General features: G+C 68.6%; 22 protein-coding genes. 10 read left to right on the top strand and 12 right to left on the bottom strand.

Going from position 1 to position 23,209, the window contains the following annotated elements:
• Positions 1-1,056 (bottom strand): PEPxxWA-CTERM sorting domain-containing protein (locus tag VF536_RS10070; RefSeq protein WP_331614706.1); only part of this gene is annotated, 1,056 nt, incomplete at its 3' end.
• 177 nt (positions 1,057-1,233) lie between these two features.
• Between VF536_RS10070 and VF536_RS10065 the strand changes: the two genes are divergently transcribed.
• The 4 genes from VF536_RS10065 to VF536_RS10050 all read left to right on the top strand — a co-directional run bounded on the left by VF536_RS10065 (position 1,234) and on the right by VF536_RS10050 (position 5,285).
• Positions 1,234-1,869 (top strand): ANTAR domain-containing response regulator, encoded by a 636-nt coding sequence (locus VF536_RS10065; protein WP_331614705.1) that lies wholly within the window; start codon positions 1,234-1,236, stop codon positions 1,867-1,869.
• A gap of 296 nt (positions 1,870-2,165) precedes the next feature.
• A complete protein-coding gene (locus VF536_RS10060) occupies positions 2,166-3,389 on the top strand; it encodes a CmpA/NrtA family ABC transporter substrate-binding protein (protein ID WP_331614704.1) in 1,224 nt (407 codons plus the stop codon).
• Between the two features lie 44 nt (positions 3,390-3,433).
• Positions 3,434-4,354, top strand: a complete 921-nt coding sequence (ntrB, locus tag VF536_RS10055; RefSeq protein ID WP_331614703.1) for a nitrate ABC transporter permease — start codon at positions 3,434-3,436, stop codon at positions 4,352-4,354.
• A gap of 127 nt (positions 4,355-4,481) precedes the next feature.
• Positions 4,482-5,285 carry an ABC transporter ATP-binding protein gene (locus VF536_RS10050; RefSeq protein ID WP_331614702.1) on the top strand — a complete coding sequence of 268 codons (804 nt, stop codon included), beginning with the start codon at positions 4,482-4,484 and terminating at the stop codon, positions 5,283-5,285.
• A gap of 27 nt (positions 5,286-5,312) precedes the next feature.
• On the opposite strand, the gene VF536_RS10045 is transcribed toward VF536_RS10050, so the two are convergent.
• Positions 5,313-6,719 carry a type IV pili methyl-accepting chemotaxis transducer N-terminal domain-containing protein gene (locus VF536_RS10045; RefSeq protein ID WP_331614701.1) on the bottom strand — a complete coding sequence of 469 codons (1,407 nt, stop codon included), beginning with the start codon at positions 6,717-6,719 and terminating at the stop codon, positions 5,313-5,315.
• Between the two features lie 232 nt (positions 6,720-6,951).
• Here VF536_RS10045 and VF536_RS10040 point away from each other — a divergent pair, with 232 nt between their 5' ends.
• From VF536_RS10040 to cobA, 5 genes are read left to right on the top strand one after another with little or no spacing between them, the layout of a single operon-like run.
• Positions 6,952-8,307 carry a nitrate/nitrite transporter gene (locus tag VF536_RS10040; RefSeq protein ID WP_331614700.1) on the top strand — a complete coding sequence of 452 codons (1,356 nt, stop codon included), beginning with the start codon at positions 6,952-6,954 and terminating at the stop codon, positions 8,305-8,307.
• A gap of 50 nt (positions 8,308-8,357) precedes the next feature.
• A complete protein-coding gene (gene nirB / locus VF536_RS10035; protein WP_331614709.1) occupies positions 8,358-10,859 on the top strand; it encodes a nitrite reductase large subunit NirB in 2,502 nt (833 codons plus the stop codon).
• A 10-nt stretch (positions 10,860-10,869) separates the two neighbouring features.
• Positions 10,870-11,250 carry a nitrite reductase small subunit NirD gene (gene nirD / locus VF536_RS10030; RefSeq protein WP_331614699.1) on the top strand — a complete coding sequence of 127 codons (381 nt, stop codon included), beginning with the start codon at positions 10,870-10,872 and terminating at the stop codon, positions 11,248-11,250.
• 35 nt (positions 11,251-11,285) lie between these two features.
• The gene (locus VF536_RS10025; protein ID WP_331614698.1) at positions 11,286-14,135 is read left to right on the top strand and encodes a molybdopterin-dependent oxidoreductase; all 2,850 of its coding nucleotides are present in this window, start codon (positions 11,286-11,288) and stop codon (positions 14,133-14,135) included.
• Positions 14,018-14,983 (top strand): uroporphyrinogen-III C-methyltransferase, encoded by a 966-nt coding sequence (cobA, locus tag VF536_RS10020; RefSeq protein ID WP_331614708.1) that lies wholly within the window; start codon positions 14,018-14,020, stop codon positions 14,981-14,983. Before VF536_RS10025 ends, cobA begins: the two co-directional genes overlap by 118 nt.
• On the opposite strand, the gene VF536_RS10015 is transcribed toward cobA, so the two are convergent.
• The 5 genes from VF536_RS10015 to VF536_RS09995 form a co-directional block, all read right to left on the bottom strand.
• A complete protein-coding gene (locus VF536_RS10015; protein ID WP_331614697.1) occupies positions 14,951-16,123 on the bottom strand; it encodes a YbfB/YjiJ family MFS transporter in 1,173 nt (390 codons plus the stop codon). The two genes, cobA and VF536_RS10015, sit on opposite strands and share 33 nt — an antisense overlap.
• A gap of 3 nt (positions 16,124-16,126) precedes the next feature.
• Positions 16,127-16,474, bottom strand: coding sequence for a HigA family addiction module antitoxin (locus VF536_RS10010; protein WP_331614696.1), 348 nt, complete (start codon positions 16,472-16,474; stop codon positions 16,127-16,129).
• A 39-nt stretch (positions 16,475-16,513) separates the two neighbouring features.
• A complete protein-coding gene (locus VF536_RS10005; RefSeq protein WP_331614694.1) occupies positions 16,514-16,837 on the bottom strand; it encodes a type II toxin-antitoxin system RelE/ParE family toxin in 324 nt (107 codons plus the stop codon).
• Positions 16,827-17,156, bottom strand: coding sequence for a hypothetical protein (locus VF536_RS10000; RefSeq protein ID WP_331614693.1), 330 nt, complete (start codon positions 17,154-17,156; stop codon positions 16,827-16,829). The genes VF536_RS10005 and VF536_RS10000 overlap by 11 nt, the downstream gene beginning before the upstream one ends.
• Before the next feature lie 109 nt (positions 17,157-17,265).
• Positions 17,266-19,137, bottom strand: a complete 1,872-nt coding sequence (locus VF536_RS09995) for a methyl-accepting chemotaxis protein (protein ID WP_331614692.1) — start codon at positions 19,135-19,137, stop codon at positions 17,266-17,268.
• Between the two features lie 180 nt (positions 19,138-19,317).
• Between VF536_RS09995 and VF536_RS09990 the strand changes: the two genes are divergently transcribed.
• Positions 19,318-20,100, top strand: coding sequence for a type III pantothenate kinase (locus tag VF536_RS09990; RefSeq protein WP_331614691.1), 783 nt, complete (start codon positions 19,318-19,320; stop codon positions 20,098-20,100).
• 24 nt (positions 20,101-20,124) lie between these two features.
• Here VF536_RS09990 and VF536_RS09985 read toward each other — a convergent pair whose 3' ends face one another.
• From VF536_RS09985 to VF536_RS09965, 5 genes are all read right to left on the bottom strand, one after another.
• On the bottom strand, positions 20,125-20,613 hold the full coding sequence (locus VF536_RS09985) for a tautomerase family protein (RefSeq protein WP_331614690.1): 489 nt from the start codon (positions 20,611-20,613) through the stop codon (positions 20,125-20,127).
• Between the two features lie 125 nt (positions 20,614-20,738).
• Positions 20,739-21,158: a YybH family protein gene (locus VF536_RS09980; protein WP_331614689.1), complete on the bottom strand. Its 420-nt coding sequence runs from the start codon at positions 21,156-21,158 to the stop codon at positions 20,739-20,741.
• A 79-nt stretch (positions 21,159-21,237) separates the two neighbouring features.
• Positions 21,238-21,489, bottom strand: a complete 252-nt coding sequence (locus VF536_RS09975) for a hypothetical protein (RefSeq protein ID WP_331614688.1) — start codon at positions 21,487-21,489, stop codon at positions 21,238-21,240.
• A gap of 79 nt (positions 21,490-21,568) precedes the next feature.
• Entirely contained in the window at positions 21,569-22,408 is an 840-nt protein-coding gene (locus tag VF536_RS09970; protein ID WP_331614687.1) for an oxidoreductase, read from the bottom strand.
• 89 nt (positions 22,409-22,497) lie between these two features.
• Positions 22,498-23,067 (bottom strand): nuclear transport factor 2 family protein, encoded by a 570-nt coding sequence (locus VF536_RS09965; protein WP_331614686.1) that lies wholly within the window; start codon positions 23,065-23,067, stop codon positions 22,498-22,500.
• Positions 23,068-23,209: the final 142 nt, after the last annotated feature.

Genomic DNA, 23,209 nt, shown 5'->3' with positions numbered 1-23,209 from the left:
CACTGTCTCCACCATGGCCGTGCGCAGCGCGTGGACGCGGCGGCGCGCGACCACGCCCATCAGCGCCAGCCCGCCCAGCATCAGCGCCCAGGTGCCCGGTTCGGGCACGATCTGGAGGATGGGCAACTCCAGCGAACGCGCATAGTCCACGCCGACCTGGTTGACGGCGGTGAAGGCGTCGATGCGCTGTCCGTCCGCGGTCGACACGCCGGTGATGCCGTCCCAGTACATCTGGCCGTAGGCGCTGATCTGGTTGACGATCGCATCGAAGCTGCTGGTCTGGTCCTCGCCGGAATAGACGGCGCCCAGTACCGCTGCGCGCAGGCTCATGTCGATGTGGATGGGCTGGCCGAAAACGAACCGGATCGACAGCTCTTGCAGCCCCGCCGAGACGCGCGGGCTTTCTTCGATCCGGCGCTCGCCGTTGCGTTCGGTCTCCAGGAAGTAATAGTCCAGACCCAGCCGACCGGGATTGGGCGGCCCGGGCTGATCGGGCGGAAAGGGATCTGGCACGCCGTCGGCGCGGATCTGGAAGCTGCTCGACCAGTTGATGTCGGCGACATAGCCGCTCAGCGCGGTGCCGGGCACGGTCGTCACGACCTCGCGCAGTCCGCCGCCGCCCCAGTAGACGCGGAACGACAGGCTGCCGATCGCGCCGGCGGTGCAGCCGGCGCAATCGATGACGAAGCTGTCGCTCATCGCGTTCGTGGTGTCGGCATGCAGGTAGGTGCTCTGATTCGGGAACTCGGTCCGCATGCCGGTGAAGCCGAAGCTCGTCGAGTTCACGTGACCATAGGTGGCCAGCCCACCGCCGCCGAGCTGCGTCACACCGGTGGCGGGCAGGCCGCCGGGCGTGACGATGGACTCGACATAGAAGAGCGGGCTGTCCGGTCGCACGGCACCGCTCCACACGTCCGCGCGATTCACGCCGGGCACGGCCATCTCGTACTGGTAGCCCGCCGTGAACGTGGTGGCGGCGACGGCCGGAACCATCGCGATCTGAGCTAGCAGCGCACACAGCATCGGCAGCGCGGACAGGCGGAGGATGGAACGCATGGCATGTCTCCCTGCGCGGCGTGGGCGCCGCCGTGTCCGCGACGGTACGGCCAAGCGCCTTCTTTCGCGGCCCCCTCTTGGCAGGACCGTGGGCATGCCGCTTGCGCGGGTCCAGGAGCGATGTTTGCTGCGGGCCCGGCGGACGAGAGGAGGCACGGAACTTGCGCGGCCTCCGGTGTGAAGCCGCCGCCCGCCCCCGTCGCCAGCCCGCCGCCCGAGCATGCCGCGCATGCAGGCTTGCGCGTGCTGCTCATCGACGACGGCGCGCACCGCGTCGACCTGCTGCGCGACGAACTGGTGCGACAGGGCTGCGAGGTGGTCGGCGTCATCGAGCAGGCCACGCTGATCCACGACTGCGTGCTGCGGCTGCAGCCGGACGTGGTCATCGTCGACGCGGAGTCGCCCACGCGCGACACGCTCGAGAACCTCGCCACGCTGTCGACGAGGATGCCGCGCCCCGTGGTGATCTTCGCCGAGGACGAGGACCGCGCCCCGATGCGCCGCGCGATCCAGGCCGGCGTCAGCGCCTATGTCGTGGCGGGTCTGCAGACGCAGCGCCTGGCGCCGGTGCTGCACGTCGCGATCGCGCGTTTCGAGCAGGACCTCGCGCTGCGCGAGGAGCTCAGCAAGGCGCAGGCACAACTCGCCTCGCGCAAGCTCGTCGACAAGGCCAAGGGCATCCTGATGCGCGAACAGGGCCTGGACGAGGACCAGGCCTACCAGCGCCTGCGCAAGCTCGCCATGGACCGCGGCGAGGCGCTCGCGCAGGTCGCGCGGCGCGTGATCGACGCGCACGAGCTGCTGCGCGGCTGAACGGCCGGACGCACCGCAACGGCGCATCCGTGCCGCGAGACAGTGCATCGCACCGGCCCTCGATGCCGACGTCCGCGGGCTTCCCTCTGGACCGCGTCGCGTCCACCGCGTGGCACGCTTCCTGCAATGTCCTGCTCGTGCCCTCGCAACGGCGTGAGGGTCACACTGGAAGATTTGGGCAAAGGCGTCCGATCGGTTCCGCTTCGACGAAGCGGGACGGTCGCGACGCCTTTTTGTTTTTCCGCTGGAGTTCTTCGTTGGAGATCGGGATGCAACACGGTTCGAAGGAGGGTCTGATGAGCGCTGAGCGTCGCAAGCTGCTGGCCGCCGGCGCGGCGCTGGGCGGGCTGTCCGCGCTGCCGGGCGGCGGCGCGTACGCCGCCGGCTCCGACAAGCCGGAGAAGGAGGAGGTCCGCATCGGCTTCATCCCGCTGACCGACTGTGCGTCGGTGGTGATGGCCGCCGCCTTGGGCTTCGACAAGAAGTACGGCATCAAGATCGTCCCCACCAAGGAAGCCTCCTGGGCCGGCGTGCGCGACAAGCTCGTCAACGGCGAGCTCGACATGGCGCACGTGCTCTACGGGCTGATCTACGGCGTGCACCTCGGCGTGGCCGGTCCGAAGAAGGACATGGCCGTGCTGATGACGCTCAACAACAACGGGCAGGCGATCACGCTGTCGAAGAAGCTGGCGGATGCGGGCGCGGTGGACGCGGCCTCGCTCGCGAAGGTCATGGCCAAGGACAGGCGCGACTACACCTTCGCGCAGACCTTCCCGACCGGCACGCATGCGATGTGGCTCTACTACTGGCTGGCCGCCGCGGGCGTGAACCCGCTGAAGGACGCCAAGGTCATCACCGTGCCGCCGCCGCAGATGGTGGCCAACATGCGGGTGGGCAACATGGACGGCTTCTGCGTCGGCGAGCCCTGGAACCACCGCGCCATCATCGACGGCATCGGCATCACCGCGGCCACCACGCAGGACATCTGGAAGGACCATCCGGAGAAGGTGCTGGGCACCACCGGCGACTTCGTCAAGAAGTACCCCAACACCGCGCGCGCCGTGATCATGGCGGTGCTGGAGGCCGGCCGCTGGATCGACGCCAGCCTGTCCAACAAGCAGAAGATGGCCGAGACCATCGCCGACAAGGCCTACGTCAACACCAGCGTCGACGCGATCAACCAGCGCATCCTGGGCCGCTACCAGAACGGCCTGGGCAAGACCTGGGACGACCCCAACTACATGAAGTTCTTCAACGACGGCCAGGTCAACTTCCCCTGGCTGTCCGACGGCATGTGGTTCCTGACGCAGCACAAGCGATGGGGGCTGATCAAGGAACACCCGGACTACCTCGGCGTCGCGCGCCAGGTGAATCAGGTCGAGCTCTACAAGCAGGCGGCCTCGGCGCTCGGCGTGTCGGTGCCGAAGGAGACGATGCGCTCGGCGAAGCTGTTCGACGGCGTCGTGTGGGACGCGAAGGATCCTGCGAAGTACGCCGATTCGTTCAAGGTCCGAGCCTGACGAGATCTCTCCCAGTTCCCTTCTGATCGATGCAGGAGTCCCCCATGGTCAGTGCTGTCTTCCATTCCCCGGGTGACGTGAACGGCGAGCCGGTCACCGTCTCCGTCGCCACGCCCTTGCCGCTGGCGCGCGACGCGGCCAACGAGCCGGTCGCCGCGCCGGTAGCCGCAGCGAAACCGCCGCGCGCGGGCATCGACTGGCGCGCCGTGTGGATGCGCGTGCTGCCGCCGGTGTGCGGCCTGGGCCTGCTGTGGCTGGTCTGGCAGGTCGCGACGATGAAGGGCGGGGCCTTCCCGACCCCGGGCGCGACATGGGACGCGGCGGTCAAGCTCTTCGCCGACCCGTTCTATCGCAACGGCCCCAACGACCAGGGCATCGGCTGGAACATCCTGAACTCGCTGCAGCGCGTGGCGCTGGGCTTCGGTCTGGCGGCGGCGGTGGGCATCCCGCTGGGCTTCATCATCGGCCGCTTCGAATTCGCGAGCCGCATGCTGTCGCCGCTGATCAGCCTGCTCAAGCCGGTGTCGCCGCTGGCGTGGCTGCCGATCGGGCTGCTGGTGTTCAAGAGCGCCAATCCGGCGGCGATCTGGACCATCTTCATCTGCTCGATCTGGCCGATGGTCGTCAACACCGCGGTCGGCGTGCAGCGCGTGCCGCAGGACTACCTGAACGTCGCGCGCGTGCTGCGGCTGTCGGAGTGGAAACTGGTGACGCGCATCCTGTTCCCCGCCGTGCTGCCCTACATGCTGACCGGCGTGCGGCTGTCCGTGGGCACCGCGTGGCTGGTGATCGTCGCGGCGGAGATGCTGACCGGCGGCGTCGGCATCGGCTTCTGGGTCTGGGACGAGTGGAACAACCTCAACGTGCAGCACATCATCATCGCGATCTTCGTGATCGGGATCGTGGGGCTGATGTTGGAGTGGCTGTTGATGGCGCTCGCCAAGCGCTTCAGCTTCGATGATTAGGACCACCCCCTACCGGCTTCGCCGGCCCCCTCAAGGGGGCGAGCCCGGTGGCCTGGCAGAGCCAGTTCCACGGGCTCCGCTTGATATGTCGGCCCGTTTCCGGGCCTCCTGATTCAAGGAGATTCCGATGAGCACTCCCTTCATTCGTGTGCAGCAGGCCGAGATGGTCTTCGCCAGCCGCAAGGGCCGATTCCATGCGCTGCGCGAGATCGACCTGGACATCGCCAAGGGCGAGTTCGTGACGCTGATCGGCCATTCGGGCTGCGGCAAGTCGACGCTGCTGAACCTGATCGCCGGGCTGCTGCGGCCCACCGACGGCGGGCTGCTGTGCGACGGCCGCGAGATCGCCGGGCCTGGGCCTGAGCGCGCGGTCGTGTTCCAGAACCATTCGCTGCTGCCGTGGCTGACCTGCTTCGACAACGTGCTGCTGGCGGTGGAGTCGGTGTTCGGCGGCCGCGAGCTGCGTCCGCGTCTGATGGCGCGGACGGAAGAGGCGCTGCACCTCGTCGGCATGAGCCACGCGATGTTCAAGCGGCCGCATGAGATCTCGGGCGGCATGAAGCAGCGCGTGGGCATCGCCCGGGCGTTGGCGATGGAGCCCAAGGTGCTGCTGATGGACGAACCTTTCGGCGCGCTGGATGCGCTGACGCGGGCGCATCTGCAGGACGAGCTGCTGAAGATCGTCGCGGCGACGCACAGCACGGTGGTGATGGTCACGCACGACGTGGACGAGGCGGTGCTGCTGTCCGACCGCATCGTGATGATGACCAACGGCCCGGCCGCCACGATCGGAGAAATCCTGCCCGTCACGCTGGCGCGTCCGCGCGATCGCGTCGCGCTGGCCGAGGATCCGACCTACGTGCATGCGCGCAAGGCGGTGATCGATTTCCTCTACACGCGGCATCGGCACGTGGAGTCACGGGCCGCTTGACTGCGTGCCGTGGAAGTCCTGAAGCCTTCAGCCCAGGATGATCTGCAGACTCTGTTGGTAATGCACCGTGAGCAATTCCAGCCGATCGAGCATCACCTCGCTGCTGCGCGCCAGCCCTTCGGCCGCTTCGCGGCCGTGGGTGACGCGCACGCTGCGCATCAGCCGCAGCCATTCGGCGCCGACTTCGGCAAGCAGTGCGCGGATCGCGTCGCTCGACAGCGGCGAAGACTCCAGCTCCGCGAGGCCCGCGGCAAAGCGATCCAGGCTGTCGAGCAGCACGACCGGATCGCGACCCGGCAGCAGGTCCGCGAGCAGGGCCTCCTTCGCCAGCTGCTGGCTCAGCATGCGCTGCCGTCCGCAGACGTTGACGACGTGCAGCGGCTTGCCGCCGCCCGAGGCCGCAAGCGCCGTCGCCAGCGCGTCGGAGTGCGTCAGCAGATCCTGCGCGGCCGCATCGGCGGCGGCGAGCGCTTCGGTCGCGGGCTTGCCGATCAGCAGGGGCTCCAGCCGATGCCAGGCGTCGATCACGGGATCGACGAGCTGGATCGGTGCGCCGGTCGACGGCGGGAGGCCCGTCACCAGCGCGGGTAGCCGCGCCAGGTTGGCGTTCACACGGACGCAGGACTCATCCTGCAACGCCTTCGCGCGTTTGACCTCGATGCCGGCGGCACGCTGCGCCATCAGCTTCAGCAGCCGCTGGCTGAGCATGCGCTGCTGGCCGGCGAGGTTCACCGCTTCCGCCAGCTGCGCCGACTGCACGACGGACCGCGCCACCTCACCCAAACGCAGGTGCGCGTGCATGGCCGCATCGCGCAGCAGGCGGAACGCGCTCTCTTCATCCAGCTCGCGAGCCGACATCAGCAGCCCCTTCGCGCGGTCGGTCCACTTGCGATCGTCCAGTTGTGCCCGCAGCGCCGAGAAGCGGTTGAATGAGCCGATGGCCCAGCGCAGCTGGCGACGTAGCGCCGCGGGTTCGGGCATCGATTCCAGGAGCACCTGCACGCCGAGCGCCATTGCGCGCTGCTGGAAGTCGACGGGCAGGCGGTCGGCGTGCGGCGCCACGCAGACGCCCGGCAGGTTCAACGGGGCCGCTTCGAGTGCGTCCAGCCAATCGGAGGTGTTCGACCGGAAGGCGTCGCTGAGGTCGAGCACGAACGCCTCCGCGTCCCGTTCCTGTGCGGTGTGCACCAAGCTGTCGCGCTCCGGGTGGTGCATGGCCGCTGCAATCCAGTGCGCGCCGGGGTCGTCGGCCAGCGCATCGGCGCCCAGCAGTAGCACCCGACGCGGCAATGTCGCGTCGTCATCGGGATCGGAACCGGTCGGTGCGTGGGGATCGGACATGGCCTCGGGCAGGGGCTGGAACCAGGGCGTGACAGAGGAGGGCGGCAGCGAACGACGGATGTGCGTCGCAACGCCGACGAAGCGCCGCAGCATAAGCCTGCAGCGCTCCGGCGTTGAAGAAATCCCGACCGTCGCGCTCGCTGGCATGCGACTTGCGAAGTCTCCGGCGTGGCGCAACGACGCGCCGCACCCTCGCGGGGCCACGGTCCCGCGGTCTTCGCTTCGGATCGCCTGCGATCCGTTGCCCCATCCGTCAGAAGGCCTCGCCGAGCCCCGTGCTCGACGCGGCCTTTTTTCGTTTCCAGCCACCCACAGCACTTCCGCCATGGCAGCGTTCCGCACCTTCCTGCGCTCCGGCCACGCCCCCACCCTGGGCGCGGCGTTCCTGTACTTCGCCTGCTCCTGCTGCATCTGGGTGCTGAACGGCGCGCTCGCGCCCTTCATCAGCGAGGCCTACCAGCTCACCGCCGCGCAGAAGGGCCTGATGCTGTCCATCCCCATCATGGCCGGCGCGCTGATGCGCTTCCCGCTGGGCGTGCTGTCGCAGTACATCGGCCGCAAGAACGCGACCCTGGTCGAGATGGCGCTGATCGCCGTCGCCATGAGCTACGGCTACTTCATGGTCGAGAGCTACGGCGATCTGCTCGCGATGGGCGTGCTGCTGGGCATCGCCGGCGCGAGCTTCGGCGTGGCGATGTCGCTGGGCTCGGGCTGGTATCCGCCGAAGTACAAGGGCCTGGCGATGGGGCTGGTCGGCGCCGGCAACGTGGGCACGGCGGTGTCGGTGCTGGTGGCCCCGCCGCTGGCGCAGTGGCTGGGCTGGCAGAGCGTCTACGCGATCGCCGCCGCCGCGATTGCGGTGCCGATGCTCGTGATGGTGGTCTTCGCGAAGGAGCCGCCCGACGTCGACACCCACGCCGGCCTGCGCGACCACGTCGCCTGCCTGTTCGAGAAGGATGGCTGGGCCTTCAGCCTGCTGTACGCGGTGACCTTCGGCGGCTTCATCGGCCTGACGACCTTCCTGCCGACCTACTACCACGACCAGTTCGGCGTCTCCAAGGTGGCGGCCGGCCAGCTCACGATGCTCGCCGCCTTCATGGGCGCGGCCGTCCGCGTCGTCGGCGGCGCGCTGTCGGACCGCTGGGGCGGCATCAACGCGCTGACGACGGTGCTGGCGGTGGTGACGGCGTCGCTGCTGCTGGTCGGACTCGCCGACGGTTCTCTGGTGCTGACGACGGCGCTGCTGGTCGTCTGCTTCGGCGCGCTGGGCGCGGGCAACGGCGCGCTCTTCCAGCTCGTGCCGCTGCGCTGGCCCGCCGCCACCGCGGTGGCCGGTTCGATGATCGGCGAGATCGGCGCCCTCGGCGGCGGCGCGGTGCCCAACCTGATGGGCCTGTCCAAGCAGTGGGCCGGCACCTACGCGTGGGGCTTCGCGGCCTTCGCCGTCTTCGCGCTCGCGATGCTCGGCCTGCTGCGCGTGATGCAGGCCCGCTGGACCCGCACCTGGGTCGGCGCCGGCGGCCGCGCGCACCCCTCCGAGTCCACCACCACCCCAACCCCTGCTACCGCTGCCACCGCCGCGCGGGCACCCCTCTCACTCCCTCTCCCGCTTGCGGGAGAGGGCAGGGGTGAGGGCCGGGCTCTCCCGAACGCCAACTTCCGCATGGAGCGCTCCGCATGAACGCCACCACCGAACTCGCGCCTCTGAACACCCCAGCCGGAGCACCCGCCATGAAGAAGATGAAGCTCGTGATGATCGGCAACGGCATGGCCGGCGTGCGGACGCTGGAGGAGCTGCTGAAGATCTCCCCCGATCTCTACGACATCACCGTTTTCGGCGCCGAGTCGCATCCCAACTACAACCGCATCCTGCTGAGCCCGGTGCTGGCCGGCGAGCAGACGCTGGACGAGATCATCCTGAATCCGCTGTCCTGGTACGAGGACAACGGCATCACGCTGCACCTGGGCAAGGCGGTGAAGACCATCGACCGCATCAAGCGCAAGGTGATCGCGGAGGACGGCACCGAGGCCGAATACGACCGCCTGCTGATCGCCACCGGCTCGAATCCCTTCATCCTGCCGGTGCCCGGCAAGGAGCTCGAGGGCGTGATCGGCTACCGCGACATCACCGACACCAACACGATGATCGAGGCGGCGACCAAGTACCGCCACGCCGTGGTCATCGGCGGCGGGCTGCTCGGCCTGGAGGCCGCGAACGGCCTGATGCTGCGCGGCATGCAGGTCACCGTCATCCACATCGCCGGCTGGCTGATGGAACGCCAGCTCGACGACCAGGCCGGCGACCTGCTGCGCAAGTCGCTGCAGGAGCGCGGCCTGCGTTTCCGCATGGGCGCGCAGACCGAGGCCCTCATCGGCGACAAGGACGGCCGCGTGATGGCGGTCCGCTTCAAGGACGGTGAAGAGATCCCCGCCGACCTCGTCGTGATGGCCGCCGGCATCCGTCCCAACACCGCGCTGGCCGAGAGCGCCGGCCTCCACTGCCACCGCGGCATCGTCGTCACCGACACGCTGCAGACGGTCACCGATCCCCGCGTCTACGCGGTCGGCGAATGCGCCGCGCACCGCGGCATCGCCTACGGCCTGGTCGCGCCGCTGTTCGAGCAGGGCAAGGTCTGCGCGAACCACCTGGCGCAGTTCGGCATCGGCCGCTACCTCGGCAGCCAGACCAGCACCAAGCTCAAGGTCACCGGCATCGACCTGTTCTCCGCCGGCGACTTCATGGGCGGCGAGGGCACCGAGGAGATCGTGATGAGCGATCCCTTTGCCGGCGTCTACAAGAAGCTGGTCATCAAGGAGGACCAGCTCGTCGGCGCCTGCCTGTACGGTGACACCGTCGACGGCAGCTGGTACTTCAAGCTGCTGCGCGAGGGCCGCAAGATCGGCGACATCCGCGACAAGCTGATGTTCGGCGAGAGCAACATCGGCGACGTCGGCCACCAGGGCCACAACAAGGCGGCCGCGATGGCCGACAGCGACGAGGTCTGCGGCTGCAACGGCGTCACCAAGGGCGCCGTCTGCAAGGCGATCAAGGAGAAGGGCCTGTTCACGCTGGAGGAGGTGCGCAAGCACACCAAGGCGAGCGCGAGCTGCGGGTCATGCACCGGCCTGGTCGAACAGCTGCTGATGTTCACCGCCGGCGGCGACTACTCGTCCGCGCCGAAGAAGAAGGCGATCTGCGGCTGCACCGAGCTGAGCCACCAGGAAGTGCGCGACGCCATCTTCAAGGACCACCTGATCAAGCTGGGCGACGTCTACGCGCACCTGAACTGGAAGACGCCCAACGGCTGCGCGACCTGCCGGCCGGCGCTCAACTACTACCTGCTGTCGTCATGGCCCAAGGAGGCCGTCGACGATCCGCAGTCGCGCTACATCAACGAGCGCAGTCACGCGAATATCCAGAAGGACGGGACCTACTCGGTGATCCCGCGGATGTGGGGCGGGGAGACAACCGCCGATGAGCTGCGTCGGATCGCCGACGCCGTCGACAAGTACAAGATCCCGACCGTCAAGGTGACCGGCGGCCAGCGCATCGACCTGCTGGGCGTCCGCAAAGAGGATCTGGTCGACGTCTGGCGCGACATCGGGATGCCCAGCGGGCACGCCTATGCGAAGGCGCTGCGCACGGTGAAGACCTGCGTCGGCTCCGAATGGTGCCGCATGGGCACCCAGGACAGCACGCAGATGGGAAAGGACCTGGAACGCGCGATGTGGCGGATGTACGCGCCGCACAAGGTGAAGTTCGCCGTCAGCGGCTGCCCGCGCAACTGCGCCGAGGCCGGCATCAAGGACGTCGGCATCATCGGCGTGGACTCGGGCTGGGAGATGTACGTCGCGGGCAACGGCGGCATCAAGACCGAGGTCGCGCACTTCCTCGTCAAGCTCAAGACCTCGGAAGAGGTCATGGAATACACCGGCGCGTTCATGCAGCTCTACCGCAAGGAAGGCTGGTACCTGGAGCGCACCGTGCACTACGTCAGTCGCGTGGGTCTGGACCATGTGAAGCGCCGCATCCTCGATGACCACGAGGGACGCAAGGCGCTGTGGGCCGAACTGCAGTTCGCGCTCGACGGCGAGCCGGACCCGTGGTTCGAGTTCGCCAAGGCACAGGTCGACGTGCGGCAGTTCGAGCCCGTCGCCACGGTCCAGTCCGGCGTTCAGCCGACCGTTCAGCCGGCGGTTCAGCCTACCGTTCAAGCCACCGTCCAAGCGTGAGGAGCACCCGATGACGAACTGGATCTCCGTCTGCACCGTGGCCGACATCCCCGTGCTGGGATCGCGACGCGTCGCCCGTGAGAAGGGACCGCAGGTCGCGCTGTTCCGCACCGCCGACGACCGCGTGCATGCGCTGCTCGATCGCTGCCCCCACAAGGCGGGGCCGCTCAGCCAGGGCATCGTGTTCGGCAACGCGGTCGCGTGTCCGCTGCACAACTGGACCATCGCGCTGGAGAACGGCTGCGCCCGCGAGCCCGATGAAGGCCGCACGCCCGTGTTCCAGGTGAAGGTCGAGGACGGCGTCGTGCTGCTGGACCGCGAGGAGCTCGACACCGTCGGGATCGATCTGCCGGCGGTGAAGGCCGGTCCCTGCACGCGCGTGGCCTGCTGAGCGGCGCGGACGTGGTCGCCGAGCCGCTGTCGACGATGAACCCGGACATCCGCACCACGCGCACGACGCGCTCGACCTGCCCGTACTGCGGCGTGGGCTGCGGTGTGCTGATCGATGCGACCGGGGACGGCGCACAGGCGCAGATCGTCGGCGTGCGTGGCGATCCGGAGCATCCGGCGAACTTCGGACGCCTCTGCACCAAAGGATCGACGCTGCATCTGACCGCGACGCCGCTGGTGCGCGCGCAGCAGCGGCTGCTGCAGCCGGCGTGGCGGGCGACGCGTGATGCGCCGCTCCAGCCGCTGGACTGGGACACGACGACGCAGCGCCTCGCCGATCGGCTGCTGGCGATCCGCGCGGAGCACGGTCCGGATGCGATCGGCTTCTACATCTCGGGGCAGTTGCTGACCGAGGACTATCACGCGTTCAACAAGCTGGCGCGCGGACTGATCGGGACGAACAACATCGACAGCAACTCGCGCCTGTGCATGAGCTCGGCGGTCGTCGGCTACAAGCAGTCGCTGGGCGCGGACGCGCCGCCCACCTGCTACGAGGACCTGGAGCAGACGGACTGCCTGTTCATCGCCGGCGCCAACACGGCGTGGGCGCATCCGATCCTGTTCCGCCGCATCGAGGCAGCGCGCGCCGCGCGGCCGGGGATGAAGATCATCGTGGTCGACCCCCGTCGCACCGAGACGGCCGAGTTCGCCGACCTGCATCTGGCGCTGAAGCCCGGCAGCGACGTCGCGCTGTTCCACGGGATGCTGCACGCGGCGATCTGGGAAGGCTGGATCGATGCCGCGTTCATCGCGCAGCACACGAGTGGCTTCGATGCGCTGAAGGCGCTCGTGCGCACGATGACGCCAGCTGAATCAGCACGGCTGACGGGACTGAAGGAATCGGACATCCTGCAGGCCGCGCAGTGGTTCGCGCAGTCGCCGGCGAGCTTGTCGCTGTACTGCATGGGGTTGAACCAGAGCAGCAGCGGTGCGGCGAAGAACACGGCGCTGATCAATCTGCATCTCGCGACGGGGCAGATCGGGCGCGCGGGCGCGGGGCCGTTCTCGTTGACGGGCCAACCCAACGCGATGGGCGGCCGCGAGAGCGGCGGCATGGCGACGCTGCTGCCCGGTCACCGCGACCCGGGCAACCCGGCGCATCGCGCGGAGGTCGCCGCGCTGTGGGGCGTGGACGCGCTGCCGGAGCGGCCGGGCAAGACGGCGGTCGAGCTGTTCCAGGCGGCCGCGCGCGGCGAGGTGAAGGCGCTGTGGATCGCGTGCACGAACCCGGCGCAGTCGATGCCGGATCAGGCGCTGGTGCGCGCGGCGCTGGAGCGCTGCGAACTGGTGATCCTCCAGGAAGCCTTCGCGGGCACGGCGACGGCTGCGTTTGCCGACGTGGTGCTACCGGCGGCGACCTGGGCGGAGAAGGAAGGCACCGTCACCAACAGCGAGCGGCGCATCAGCCGCGTGCGCGCGGCGCTGCCGCCGGCCGGCGATTCCCGCGCGGATTGGCGCATCGTGCGCGACGTGGCGCGGCGTGTTGAAGCGGTGCTGCGGCCGACGGGTTCGTCGCTCTTCGCGTGGGATCGCGAGGAGCAGCTCTGGCTGGAGCATCGCGAGGCGACGCTCGGGCGGGACCTGGACATCGGCGGCTTGAGCTATCCGATGCTGGAGGAGGCGCCGCGCCAGTGGCCATGGCCAGTCGGCGCGAGCGGGGCCAAGGCGAGGCTCTACGAGGACGGAGCGTTCGCTCATGCGGATGGACGGGCCCGCTTCATCACGAAGCCCTTCGCATCGACCGCGGAGGTGCAGGACGCGAAGTTCCCGCTGGCGCTGAGCACCGGACGCCTGCGGGATCAGTGGCACGGCATGAGCCGCAGCGGCACCGTGGCGAAGCTCTTCGCCGGTGAGCCGGGACCGGCGGTGACGATGCATCCGCAGGACATGGACCGTCGCGGATTGAAGGCGGGGACGCTGGTCCGCGTGCGCTCGCGGCGCGGCGAGCTGATCGTGCCGCTGCGTGCGGACGACGGAGCCGGCGCACAGCAGGCCTGGCTGCCGATGCACTGGGGCAGCGAGTTCCTCGGCGGGCGCGGCCTGTCGGGCATCAACGCGCTGACGCAGCCCGCGTACTGCCCCGATTCCCGGCAGCCTGAATTGAAGTTCACCGCCGTGGCCGTCGAGGCGGTCGACCTGCCGTGGCGGGTGTTTGGCGCTGCGTGGATCCGGCCCGGCGAAGGCGCCGCCTTGCGGAGTCAGCTGCGCGCGCTGATGGCGGAGGCCGATTACGCCTGCTGCCTGCCGGGACCAGCGCAGGAGGCGATGGAAGGGTGGAGTCTGGAGCTGGCGTTTGCAGAGCCGCCGCCGGCGCCTGTCGTGCAGGCGCTGGCGGCGGTGCTCCAGCTGAATGGCGTCGGCGTGCTGCGTTATGCCGATGGACGTCGCGGACGCAGTCGCTCGTTGCGACTCGACGGCGAAGGCGCGGAGGCGCGATTGCAGGCGTTGATGCGCGTCGGCGAGGGCAGCGAAGCCGAGTGGCTTGACGCGCTCTGGCGCGAGCGCGCGCCCGTCGCGCCGTACGGACGCCGCCTGCTGGCGCCCGATGCGGAGCAGCCTGCGGCGGCGGTCAGTCCGCAGATCTGCAATTGCTTCAACGTGCGCGAGGACGCGATCGCCGCGTGCCTCCGCCGCCGGCCGGACGAGACGTCCGAGGCTCGCCTCGCCGCCCTGCAAGGCGAGCTGCGCTGCGGCACGCAATGCGGCTCGTGCCTGCCGGCGTTGAGGCGCCTCGTGCAGACCGTCGGATCAAAGACCGCCGCCTCATCGCCGTCGCCGCCGATCCCTGCGATGCCCGTCTCGAATCAAGTGAAGGAACCGACATGAGCCCGCTCGATGCCAGCCCGATCGCCAGTCAGACCACCCGACCTCTTTGTGTGTCCCTCGTCGGCGCGGGTCCGGGCGATCCAGAGCTGCTCACGGTCAAGGCGCTGAAGCGCCTGCAGCAGGCTGAGGTCGTGCTGACGGATGACCTCGTCGACACGCGCGTGCTGGCCTGTCTGCCGGCTTCCGCGCGCGTGCTGCGCGTGGGCAAGCGCGGCGGCTGCGTGTCGACGGAGCAGCGCTTCATCCACGAGCTGATGATCCGCGAGGCCCGGTCCGGCGCACGCGTCGTCCGATTGAAAGGCGGCGATCCGTTTGTATTCGGACGCGGCGGCGAGGAGGTCGATGCGCTGCGCGAGGCCGGGATCGAGGTCGAGGTGATCAACGGACTGTCCGCGGGCCTCGCGGCGCCGGCGTCGGTCGGCGTGCCGGTGACGGACCGGCGCTGCACACCGGGCGTGGCCTTCGTGACCGGCCACAACGGCGAGCACGGCATCGCGCCGGATTGGGAGGCGCTGGCGCGCAGCCGGCTCACGCTCGTTGTCTATATGGGTCTGACGCGCGCCGCGGTGATCGCGCAGTCATTGCAGCACGGTGGTTTGGCCGCGGAGACGCCCGCCGTCATCGTGAGCGCTGCCTACACGCCGCGTCAGCGCGAGTGTTTCACGACGCTCGCCGACTTGCCCGCCGCCATCGAGCGCGAGGGACTGCCGAGCCCGGCGCTGCTGGTCATCGGCGAGGTGGTGGCGTTGTCGCCGCAATGGCGCGCGGATGTCGGCCTCGAGCGCAAGATGGGCTCGATGACCGACATCGACGACTCACGCGTCGCCGCGCGCTTCCAGGCTGCGTAGTCTGAGCATGATCAGCATGCCGACGGTGAGCACGGCGGCGGTCAGCCAGAGTGAAGCGCGGTAGCTGCCGCTGGCTTGCGCCATCGCGCCGGCGAGGGCGGGCGCCGTGACCTGCGCGACGCCGTAGCTCAGCGTGAGGCGCGCCATCGCCTTCCCCGGGTTGCCGGGCGAGCGCCGGCCCACGAGTGCGAGGGTGAGGCTCACGAGGCCGATGAAGGTCGCGCCGTAGAGCAGCGCGCCGGTGAGCGCAGCGACGAGGCTGCCGGACAGCATCGGCAACACGACGGAGACGATCTGCAGCGCGAAGGCGGCGAGCAGCGCGTTGAGATCCCCGAAGCGTCGCGCGACGCGGTCCCAGAGGAAAACGGCTGGCGTGGCGGAGAGTCCGACGAGCAGCCAGGCCCACGGCCCCTGGCCATGCAGCAACGGTTGGCGCTCGACGATGGTGACGATGAAAGTGGCGCTGATGACGAAGCCCCAGCCGGCGCAGAAGTAGCCGGCGATCATCCAACGCATCCACCGGGAACTGGGCGCGCCAGTGCCAAGCGCGGCTGTGGCGGGTGGCGGCACGGGCGGACGCCACCGCCAGGTGATCGCGAGCAGCGGCACGCCGATGACGACGAAGCCCCACCAGTGTCCGGCCCAGTCGAGCGCGAGTTGGTCCATCGCCATCGCGCCGATGGCGGAGACGACGATGCCCAGGCCGAGTCCCATGAAGTGGACGCCGAGTTCCGGACGTCTGCCCGCACGCATCAGGAAGCCCAGCACGAGGCCGGAGCCGAGCAGCATGCCGGCGGCTCCGCTGAGTCCGCCGAGGTAGCGCGAAACGGCCCACAGTGCGAGGTTGGGCGCAAGCGGCATCATCGCGGTGGCGACGAGCCCGAGCAGCATGCCCCAGAAGTAGAGCCGCGATCGCCAGCGCGGATCGTCGATGAGCGCGGCGAGGACGGCGCCGCTCATGTAGCCGGCGTAGTTGACGGCGGCGAGCGTGCCGCCCATCGCGTCGCCGAGCCCGGCTTGATGCTGCATCAGCGGCAGTACCGGCGTGTAGGCGAAGCGGGCCAGGCCGATGCTCAGGATCAGGCCGGTGATGCCGCCGGCGGAGACTTGCCAGGGATGGAGCGAGTCGGCGCTGCGCATCGCTCAGGCGGCCAGCGCGTCGATTTCCTCTACCAGCTGATCACCGTGCGCCTGCAGGATGACCTCGATGTCGTACTGCGCCTGGAGGTTGAGCCAGAACCGCGGATCTACGCCGAACGCGAGACCGAGCCGGACGGCAGTGTCGGCAGAGATCGAGCGTTCGCCTGTGCAGATCTCGTCGATGCGGCGCTGCTGCACGCCAATCGCCTTGGCAACGCGATAGCGGGTCAGGCCGAGCGGCTCGATGAACTCCGCCGAAAGAAGGGTTCCTGGATGGACCGGGTCGAGCCGGCGCCCGGTCGCGATGTCGTTGTAGTCGATGTGATCCAGCCGGCTGCGTGGAATGCTCATGGCGCTAGTCTTTCGATGCTCACGAATCGATGAAGGATGTCAGTCGCGGCTAAGGCATTGCGTCTTGTCACGACGCTCGTGAATCACGTCGATCACGCGTACATGGTCCTCGGTCTCAATATAGAAGACCTCCTGCGGGAACTTGTGCCCGACCCGCCAATGTCGAAGCCGCGTCATGTTCAAGGCCTCCGCCCAGCGTCGGGAGCCGATGGCGGGCGAAGTGCCGATCTGAACGATGGCCCGGTGGAGTACGCCGTGGAAACGAGCCGCCGGAAGCAGGCCGCCCTCTCGCACGTAGAACGACATGATCTCGCTGATGGACTTGCGTGCATCGACCTGGAGGATGATGGGTTTAGCGTTCATCGCGCGCCCCCTTCCTGAGCCTGGCATCTTCTGCCTCGGCCTCCTCAAGCAGTTCCTTGAAGTACTGGTCGTCCGCGAAACCGGCCGGACCGGACTTGATGCTGTTGATCAGTCGACTCTTCAGCGCTTGCCTTTCGCGATGCTGATGGAGAACCTCGACGACGTATTGCGCGCTGTCGTCGTGTCCGTGCGCAAACGCCTGCTCGTCGAGATAAGCCAGCAGGTCGTCGGGCAATCCAAGATTCAGAGTGGCCATCGTGGCGAAGTGGCGGTCGGGGACTGGAGAGGGGGCATCGTCGGGATGCGGGATGAAGTGCATGCTACGTCCGCAGAAAGTTGGAGAGGGCAGTCAGCCTAATCCGGACGCGGACGTCCAAAACCCATTCCCAAAGCAAAACGACCTCTATTCAAGAGGTCGTTGCGCTAGATCAAAAAGTCTCCCAATCGCCGTCGGGAGCCGCTGTTGCGCTGGGTCCCGACGGGGTTGGCACCGGCGGTTTTGGTGTATGTGTCGCGGCGGGTGCTTTCGGCACGGGCGCCTTGGTGACAGGCTTTGCCATCGGCTTGGGCGAGCTGGCCTTGCTCGCGGTCTTGGCCATCGGCATCTTGGTCGCAGTCGATGGCTTCGGAGCCAGCGGCTGCTTGGCGACCGGCGTTGTCGCAGGACGCGGGGCGGCCGCGGCTCTTGCAACCGGTGCCGTCGTGCGGGCGATCGGCGCGGGCGCCGCTGCGACGTTCATCGCATCGCCCGGCTTCGGCTTGGGATCGCTGACCTTGAAGTGCCCCACCAGCGCGGTGAGCTTGCGCGCCTGCTCGCTGAGCGATTCGGCGGCGGCCGCCGATTCCTCGACCAGCGCGGCGTTCTGCTGCGTCATCTGGTCCAGCTGCGCCACCGACCCGTTCACGCTGCCGATGCCCTGACTCTGCTCCACTGTGCTCGCGCTGATCTCGCCGATGATGTCCGACACGCGCTGCACGCTGGCGACGATCTCGTTCATCGTCGCGCCGGCGTCGCGCACCTGCTGCGAGCCGACCTCCACCTTGGTCACGCTGTCGCCGATCAGCGCCTTGATCTCGCGCGCCGCACCGGCGCTGCGCTGCGCCAGCGCCCGGACCTCGGACGCCACCACCGCGAAGCCCTTGCCGTGCTCACCGGCGCGCGCCGCCTCGACCGCCGCATTCAGCGCCAGGATGTTGGTCTGGAACGCGATCCCGTCGATGGTCCCGATGATGTCGTTGATCTTCTTGGCCGACGCATCGATCTGCGCCATCGTGCCCACCACGTCGCCCACCGCCGTGCCGCCGCGCTGGGCCACTTCGGCCGCGCTGCCCGCGAGCTGGTTGGCGGTGCGCGCGCTCTCGGCGCTCTGTTGCACCGTGCCGGTCAGCTGCGACAGCGATGACGCCGCCTGCTGCAGGTTGGACGCGGTCTGCTCGGTGCGCTGGCTCAGGTCCTGGTTGCCGCTGGCGATCTCCTGGCTCGCGGTCTGCATGCCGTCGGCGCTCGCGCGCACTTCGCGGATGACCTTGCGCAGCGAGCTCTTCATCGCGGCTAGCGCGCGTTGCACGTCGCCGATCTCGTCCTCGCGGTAATCGCGTTCGACGTGGAACAGGTCGCCCTCGCCGATGCGCTCAGCCTCCGACATCAGCGACTTCAGCGGCGCCGAGATGGTCCGCACGAAATACGCGGTGGCCGCCGCCAGCAGGCCGACGATCACCGCCATCAGCGCCGCCACACCCCACACGGTGCGCATGCGCTCGGCGCCGGCGGCTTCGCGCAGCGCCGCGGAGCGCTTCTGCTGCAGCACGACGAAGTCCTGCTGCGCGGCCAGGTACTGCTCGATCGCGGGAACGACTTTCTGCTTCAACGCCTGGTGCGAGCCGTCGTTGTCGCCGCCGGCCTTCAGCTTGTTGGCATCGTTGCGCACGGCGATGTAGGCCTTGCGCTGCTCGGCGATCTTCGCCATCGCGGCCTTGTCTTCATCGCCCTCGGCCAGCGCCTCGAGCTGCTTCTGCACCTCGTTGATCGTCTCGGTGGTGCGGGCGATGTCGCCCTTCATCGCGTCGGCGACGGCGTTGTCGTTGGCCGCCAGCCCGGCCTGCACGCGGCTCGCGTTGGCCTCGGTCAGGCCGCGCCAGCGCAGCGCGAGCTCGAAGCGCTGCTGCTGCCGCTCCTGTGTCACCTGGGCGACTTCCAGCAGGGAACGCGTCCGGGATGCCGCTCCCAGCGTCATGACGACGGTCATGACGGACATGACGGCGACGGGGATCCACAGTCGCGTGGCGATGGAGAACTTCATCGGTCCGGAGCCTTGTTGTTGTGTCGACGGCGTCGCCCCGGGGTGGTGCGACGAGCCTCGATTCAATCCTAAATCGGCTGTCCGGTGCACCGGCTTGAGGACAAACACTGCTAACCTGCCGCCCTGTCCCTCACGGCACTGACATTTCCCAAGTACTCCACACTTGCTGGCATCTCCCCCATGAGCTTCCTGGCCATCGACATCGGCAACACCCGCCTCAAGTGGGCGCTTTATGCCGGCCCCCAACCGGGTAGCCCGATGCTGGCGCACGGCGCGCAGTTCCTGGAGAACATCGAGACGCTGGCCGAGAACGACTGGGCCAAGCTGCCCGCGGCGCCGGGCAGCATGCTCGGCAGCAACGTCGCCGGCGATGCGATGCGGCATCGCGTCGAGGAGCAGATGGAGGAGATCTGGGACATCGAGCCGCGCTGGGTCGCCTCCTCCGCGCAGGCGGGCGGTGTGACCAACGGGTACGACCATCCGGGGCGCCTGGGCGCGGACCGTTTCGTCGCGCTGATCGGCGCGCGGCACCACGTGCTGGCGCGCGGACGAGGGCAGGCGGCCAAGCCGGCGCTCGTCGTGATGGTGGGCACCGCCGTGACCGTCGATGCGCTGGACGCGGACGGACGTTTCCTCGGCGGTCTGATCCTGCCGGGCCACGGGATCATGCTGCGCTCGCTGGAGGGCGGCACCGCCGGCCTGCGCGTGCCGACGGGCGAGGTGCGCGAGTTCCCGACCAACACGTCGGATGCGCTCACCAGCGGCGGCAACTACGCGATCACCGGCGCGATCGAGCGCATGCACCGCCACATCCTGAAGCGCTGCGGCCAGGCACCGGTCACGCTGATGACCGGCGGCGCGGGCTGGAAGGTCTCACCGTCGCTCGATATCCCGCACGAGCTGATCGACTCGCTGATCTTCGACGGCCTGCTGGCGTTGCAGGCGCACCGGCTGGCGCTCTGACTCGCGCAGCAGGCGCCGTGGCGCTCACACGTCGACCTTGAACCCCAGGTCGATCTCCGACGCCGGCACGCCGCCGCGCAGTCCCCAGTTCTCGCGCTCGACTTCGTTGAGCGTGATCGTGATGTGATCGGCGGGGATGTCGAGCGCCCCCAGGCGTTCGACGATGCTGCGATAGAGGCGACGCTTCGCCTCGATCGTCCGCCCGGCGAAACCGGTGACCGTGACCAGCGTGTAGCACTCAGGGCGCGACAGACGCGGTGGATAGATGAACCGGTGCGGCTCGTAGGCGATCAGGCGTACGCAACGATCTTCCGCCGGGATCCTGAAGCCCTCGATCAGCGCGTCCTGTACGGCTTCGATCAACTGGACTTCCTGCTCCTGCGAATAGGCGCGGCGGACTTCGATGAGGGGGCTCGGCATGGGCGTGGCGGTGGCGGGCGACGGGGCTCCAAGCTTATCGCGGCCCATGCGGAGGGAGACGTGGAAGTGCGGCATGACGGGATCGATGTCCACTCGTTGAGGAGAGGCCAGTCTCGTCATGCCAGTCGAAGACAGCATGAGCGCAAGGTGAGGTCGATGTGAAGTCGAACGTCGCTTGCGGAGCTCGAGGTCATCGAGGCATCGAGATCCCCGGACCGTCAGCGGCTCACCACCTGCTTGCTCTGGAAATCGACCGGCACGGACGTGTGCTGATGGACGACACGCCACCTGCCGCCGTCGTTGCGCAGGAGCACCGTGAGACGGTTCTCCGTCGCGCGCAACGGCTGGCCGTCGGCGTCGAGCGCCGCGAACGCCAGCGTTGCCGAGCCTCCGGCAACCTGTCCGCCGTGCCAGGCCTTGACGTCCTTCGCCGTGACGCGCACGCGCACGTCCTGGATGCCGCCGAACCAGGCGGCGATCATGCTGCCCCAGTCCTCGCGGCCGGCGTACTCCCAGCGGTCCCAGCTGTCGAAGACCTGGACGTCGTCGGCGTACAGGTCGAGGAAACGCGGCAGATCGCGGTCGAGGACCGCAGCGGCGTAGTCGCGCAGGAAGGTGTGGACGGGGTCATCGGTCATCGCGGGCTCCTTGGCGTTCATCGAGGGTAGACGACGAACGACGAACGAGGCCAGCGGTTATCGACAGGCCCCGTCCGGGTCACGACGCCATCCGCTGCTGATGCCGCGCCCACTCGCGCTTCCACGACACGATGTTGTAGAGCAGCACCGAGGCCGAGGTCGCCCAGAACATGCCGAACCAGATGCCGACGACCTTGAGCGTGAAGGCCATGTCGCCGTCGCAGCGACCGGCGGCGTTGCAAGGCGAAGGGACGTAGACGTCGATGAGGAGCGCGGTCGAGACGTTCCACACCAGCAGCCCGATGAGCACGGAAGCGAGAAAGCGGTTCATGGCGGGACGGGTCCTTTCCTGAAGGTGAAGGACCCAGTCTCGCCACGCGTTTCGAGCTCAGGATGAGCCCTGTGTGAACTCAGGGTGAAGTCGGAAAGTCCGTCGACACCGCCAGCGCTCGCCATTGGGCGAGTTCCCCGGCGACGAACGCGTTCTTCTGCTCGATCGCCGCGACGGTGTCGGAGCCGAACGGCATGCGCAGCGGCGGCTGTTCCGCATCGACCACCTGCAACAGCGCCTTCGCCAGGCGCGCTGGATCGCCCGGCTGCTGGTGGTTCAGGTCGGCGGCGATGCGGCGCACCGCGCCGACCGGCGTGTCGGCGTAGTCCGGGATCGTGGACGGCGTCGTCGTCAGTGAGCCGCCGTCGAGGAAGTCGGTGCGGAAGTAGCCCGGCTCGACGATCGTCACGTGGATGCCCAGCGGCATCACTTCATCGGCGAGCGCCTCGCTGATGCCTTCGACGGCGAACTTGGTGGAGGCGTACACGCCGAAGCCCGCCGCGCTGCGGTAGCCGCCGATCGACGAGATGTTGATCACATGACCCGCGCGCTGCCTGCGCAGCTGCGGCAGCACTGCGCGCGTCACCGCCAGCAGGCCGAAGACGTTGGTGCGGTAGACCGCCTCCACGTCCGCGGCGCTGGTCTCCTCGATCGCGCCCAGCACGCCGAAGCCGGCGTTGTTGACGACCACGTCGATGCGGCCGAAGCGCTTGACCGCCTGCTCGACGGCGGCGCGGGCCTGCGCCTCGTCGGTGACGTCGAGGTTGGCCGCGAGCAGCCGGGGGTGGTCGCCGAACTTGTCGACGATGGCGCGGGCGTTGCGGGCGGTGGCGACGACGTTGTCGCCGCGCTCCAGCGCTTCCTTGACGAACAGGGTGCCGAAGCCGCGCGAGGCGCCGGTGATGAACCAGGTCTTCATGGGGAACTCCTTGTGGGGAATGAGCGGGTGAGGGAGGGAATGCGGAGGGCCGGGGAGGGAAGGCGGGAAAGGTGGGGAAACGGGGGAACTCAGTTCGTCGCGATCGGGTTCTGCCGCCAGAACTCGTCGAAGGCGATGCTGTCGAAGAAGGCCGTGACGCGGACGGCCTTGCCGTCGCGCATCGTCAGCATCCAGACGTAGCGGTTCGCGTAAGGCTTGCCGGCGTTGGTCGTGCCGGCGGCGGAGAAGTGCGCGACGACGGTGTCGCCGTCGGCGTAGACCGCGTGGATGGTGCGCGGGCGGAAGCGGTCCTGCGACTGCGCGAAGCGCGCGCCGAACGGGCCGAGCACGTTGCGGTTGAGCTCGTCGCGGCTGCGCGTCGTGCCGGCGACGAGCGAGTGGCCGGCGATCGTCCATTCGATGTCGTCGGCGAGCATCGGCTGCAACGCGCCGTAGTCGCCGCCCATCCAGCGGCGGAGCATCGAGTCGACGGCCGCCTTGTTGGCGGCGGTCTCCGCGCTGACGGCGCTCTTGTCGCTCGTGGCCTGGGCCTTCTCCTGAGCGGCGGCGGTCGCTGCGCGGGCCGCGGGAATCGCCATCGCGAGCGATGCGATCACGGCGCCCGTCATCACGGCGGAAACAAGTCGGGTGCTGGTCATGGTGCGGTTCCTTTGCTGGTCGTGTCACGGCGCCTGGTGGAATGACGGCGCGGTGTGGAACGAACTCTAGGAACCGGCGATTGATGCGTCTATGCTCAGGAATTGAAACGAGCTAGTGGGGAATCTTCATGAATCAGCGCGC

This window comes from Roseateles sp. (assembly GCF_036486225.1).
Classification (GTDB): Bacteria; Pseudomonadota; Gammaproteobacteria; order Burkholderiales; family Burkholderiaceae_C; genus Roseateles.
The sequence above is the reverse complement of the archived record's forward strand: the minus strand, read 5'-3'. Positions and strand labels throughout refer to the sequence as shown.

What these genes read in the sequence shown, in the direction of transcription:
- VF536_RS10015 (WP_331614697.1), bottom strand. Translation starts at nt 16,123, where the DNA reads ATGCGCAGCGCCGACTCGCTCCATCCCTGGCAAGTCTCCGCCGGCGGC.
- VF536_RS09970 (WP_331614687.1), bottom strand. Translation starts at nt 22,408, where the DNA reads ATGAAGACCTGGTTCATCACCGGCGCCTCGCGCGGCTTCGGCACCCTG.
- VF536_RS10045 (WP_331614701.1), bottom strand. Translation starts at nt 6,719, where the DNA reads ATGCTGCGGCGCTTCGTCGGCGTTGCGACGCACATCCGTCGTTCGCTG.
- VF536_RS10010 (WP_331614696.1), bottom strand. Translation starts at nt 16,474, where the DNA reads ATGAGCATTCCACGCAGCCGGCTGGATCACATCGACTACAACGACATC.
- nirD (WP_331614699.1), top strand. Translation starts at nt 10,870, where the DNA reads ATGACGAACTGGATCTCCGTCTGCACCGTGGCCGACATCCCCGTGCTG.
- VF536_RS09980 (WP_331614689.1), bottom strand. Translation starts at nt 21,158, where the DNA reads ATGACCGATGACCCCGTCCACACCTTCCTGCGCGACTACGCCGCTGCG.
- VF536_RS09990 (WP_331614691.1), top strand. Translation starts at nt 19,318, where the DNA reads ATGAGCTTCCTGGCCATCGACATCGGCAACACCCGCCTCAAGTGGGCG.
- VF536_RS10000 (WP_331614693.1), bottom strand. Translation starts at nt 17,156, where the DNA reads ATGCACTTCATCCCGCATCCCGACGATGCCCCCTCTCCAGTCCCCGAC.
- VF536_RS10050 (WP_331614702.1), top strand. Translation starts at nt 4,482, where the DNA reads ATGAGCACTCCCTTCATTCGTGTGCAGCAGGCCGAGATGGTCTTCGCC.
- VF536_RS09995 (WP_331614692.1), bottom strand. Translation starts at nt 19,137, where the DNA reads ATGAAGTTCTCCATCGCCACGCGACTGTGGATCCCCGTCGCCGTCATG.
- VF536_RS09975 (WP_331614688.1), bottom strand. Translation starts at nt 21,489, where the DNA reads ATGAACCGCTTTCTCGCTTCCGTGCTCATCGGGCTGCTGGTGTGGAAC.
- VF536_RS10060 (WP_331614704.1), top strand. Translation starts at nt 2,166, where the DNA reads ATGAGCGCTGAGCGTCGCAAGCTGCTGGCCGCCGGCGCGGCGCTGGGC.
- VF536_RS10005 (WP_331614694.1), bottom strand. Translation starts at nt 16,837, where the DNA reads ATGAACGCTAAACCCATCATCCTCCAGGTCGATGCACGCAAGTCCATC.
- VF536_RS10025 (WP_331614698.1), top strand. Translation starts at nt 11,286, where the DNA reads ATGAACCCGGACATCCGCACCACGCGCACGACGCGCTCGACCTGCCCG.
- VF536_RS10040 (WP_331614700.1), top strand. Translation starts at nt 6,952, where the DNA reads ATGGCAGCGTTCCGCACCTTCCTGCGCTCCGGCCACGCCCCCACCCTG.
- ntrB (WP_331614703.1), top strand. Translation starts at nt 3,434, where the DNA reads ATGGTCAGTGCTGTCTTCCATTCCCCGGGTGACGTGAACGGCGAGCCG.
- nirB (WP_331614709.1), top strand. Translation starts at nt 8,358, where the DNA reads ATGAAGAAGATGAAGCTCGTGATGATCGGCAACGGCATGGCCGGCGTG.
- VF536_RS09965 (WP_331614686.1), bottom strand. Translation starts at nt 23,067, where the DNA reads ATGACCAGCACCCGACTTGTTTCCGCCGTGATGACGGGCGCCGTGATC.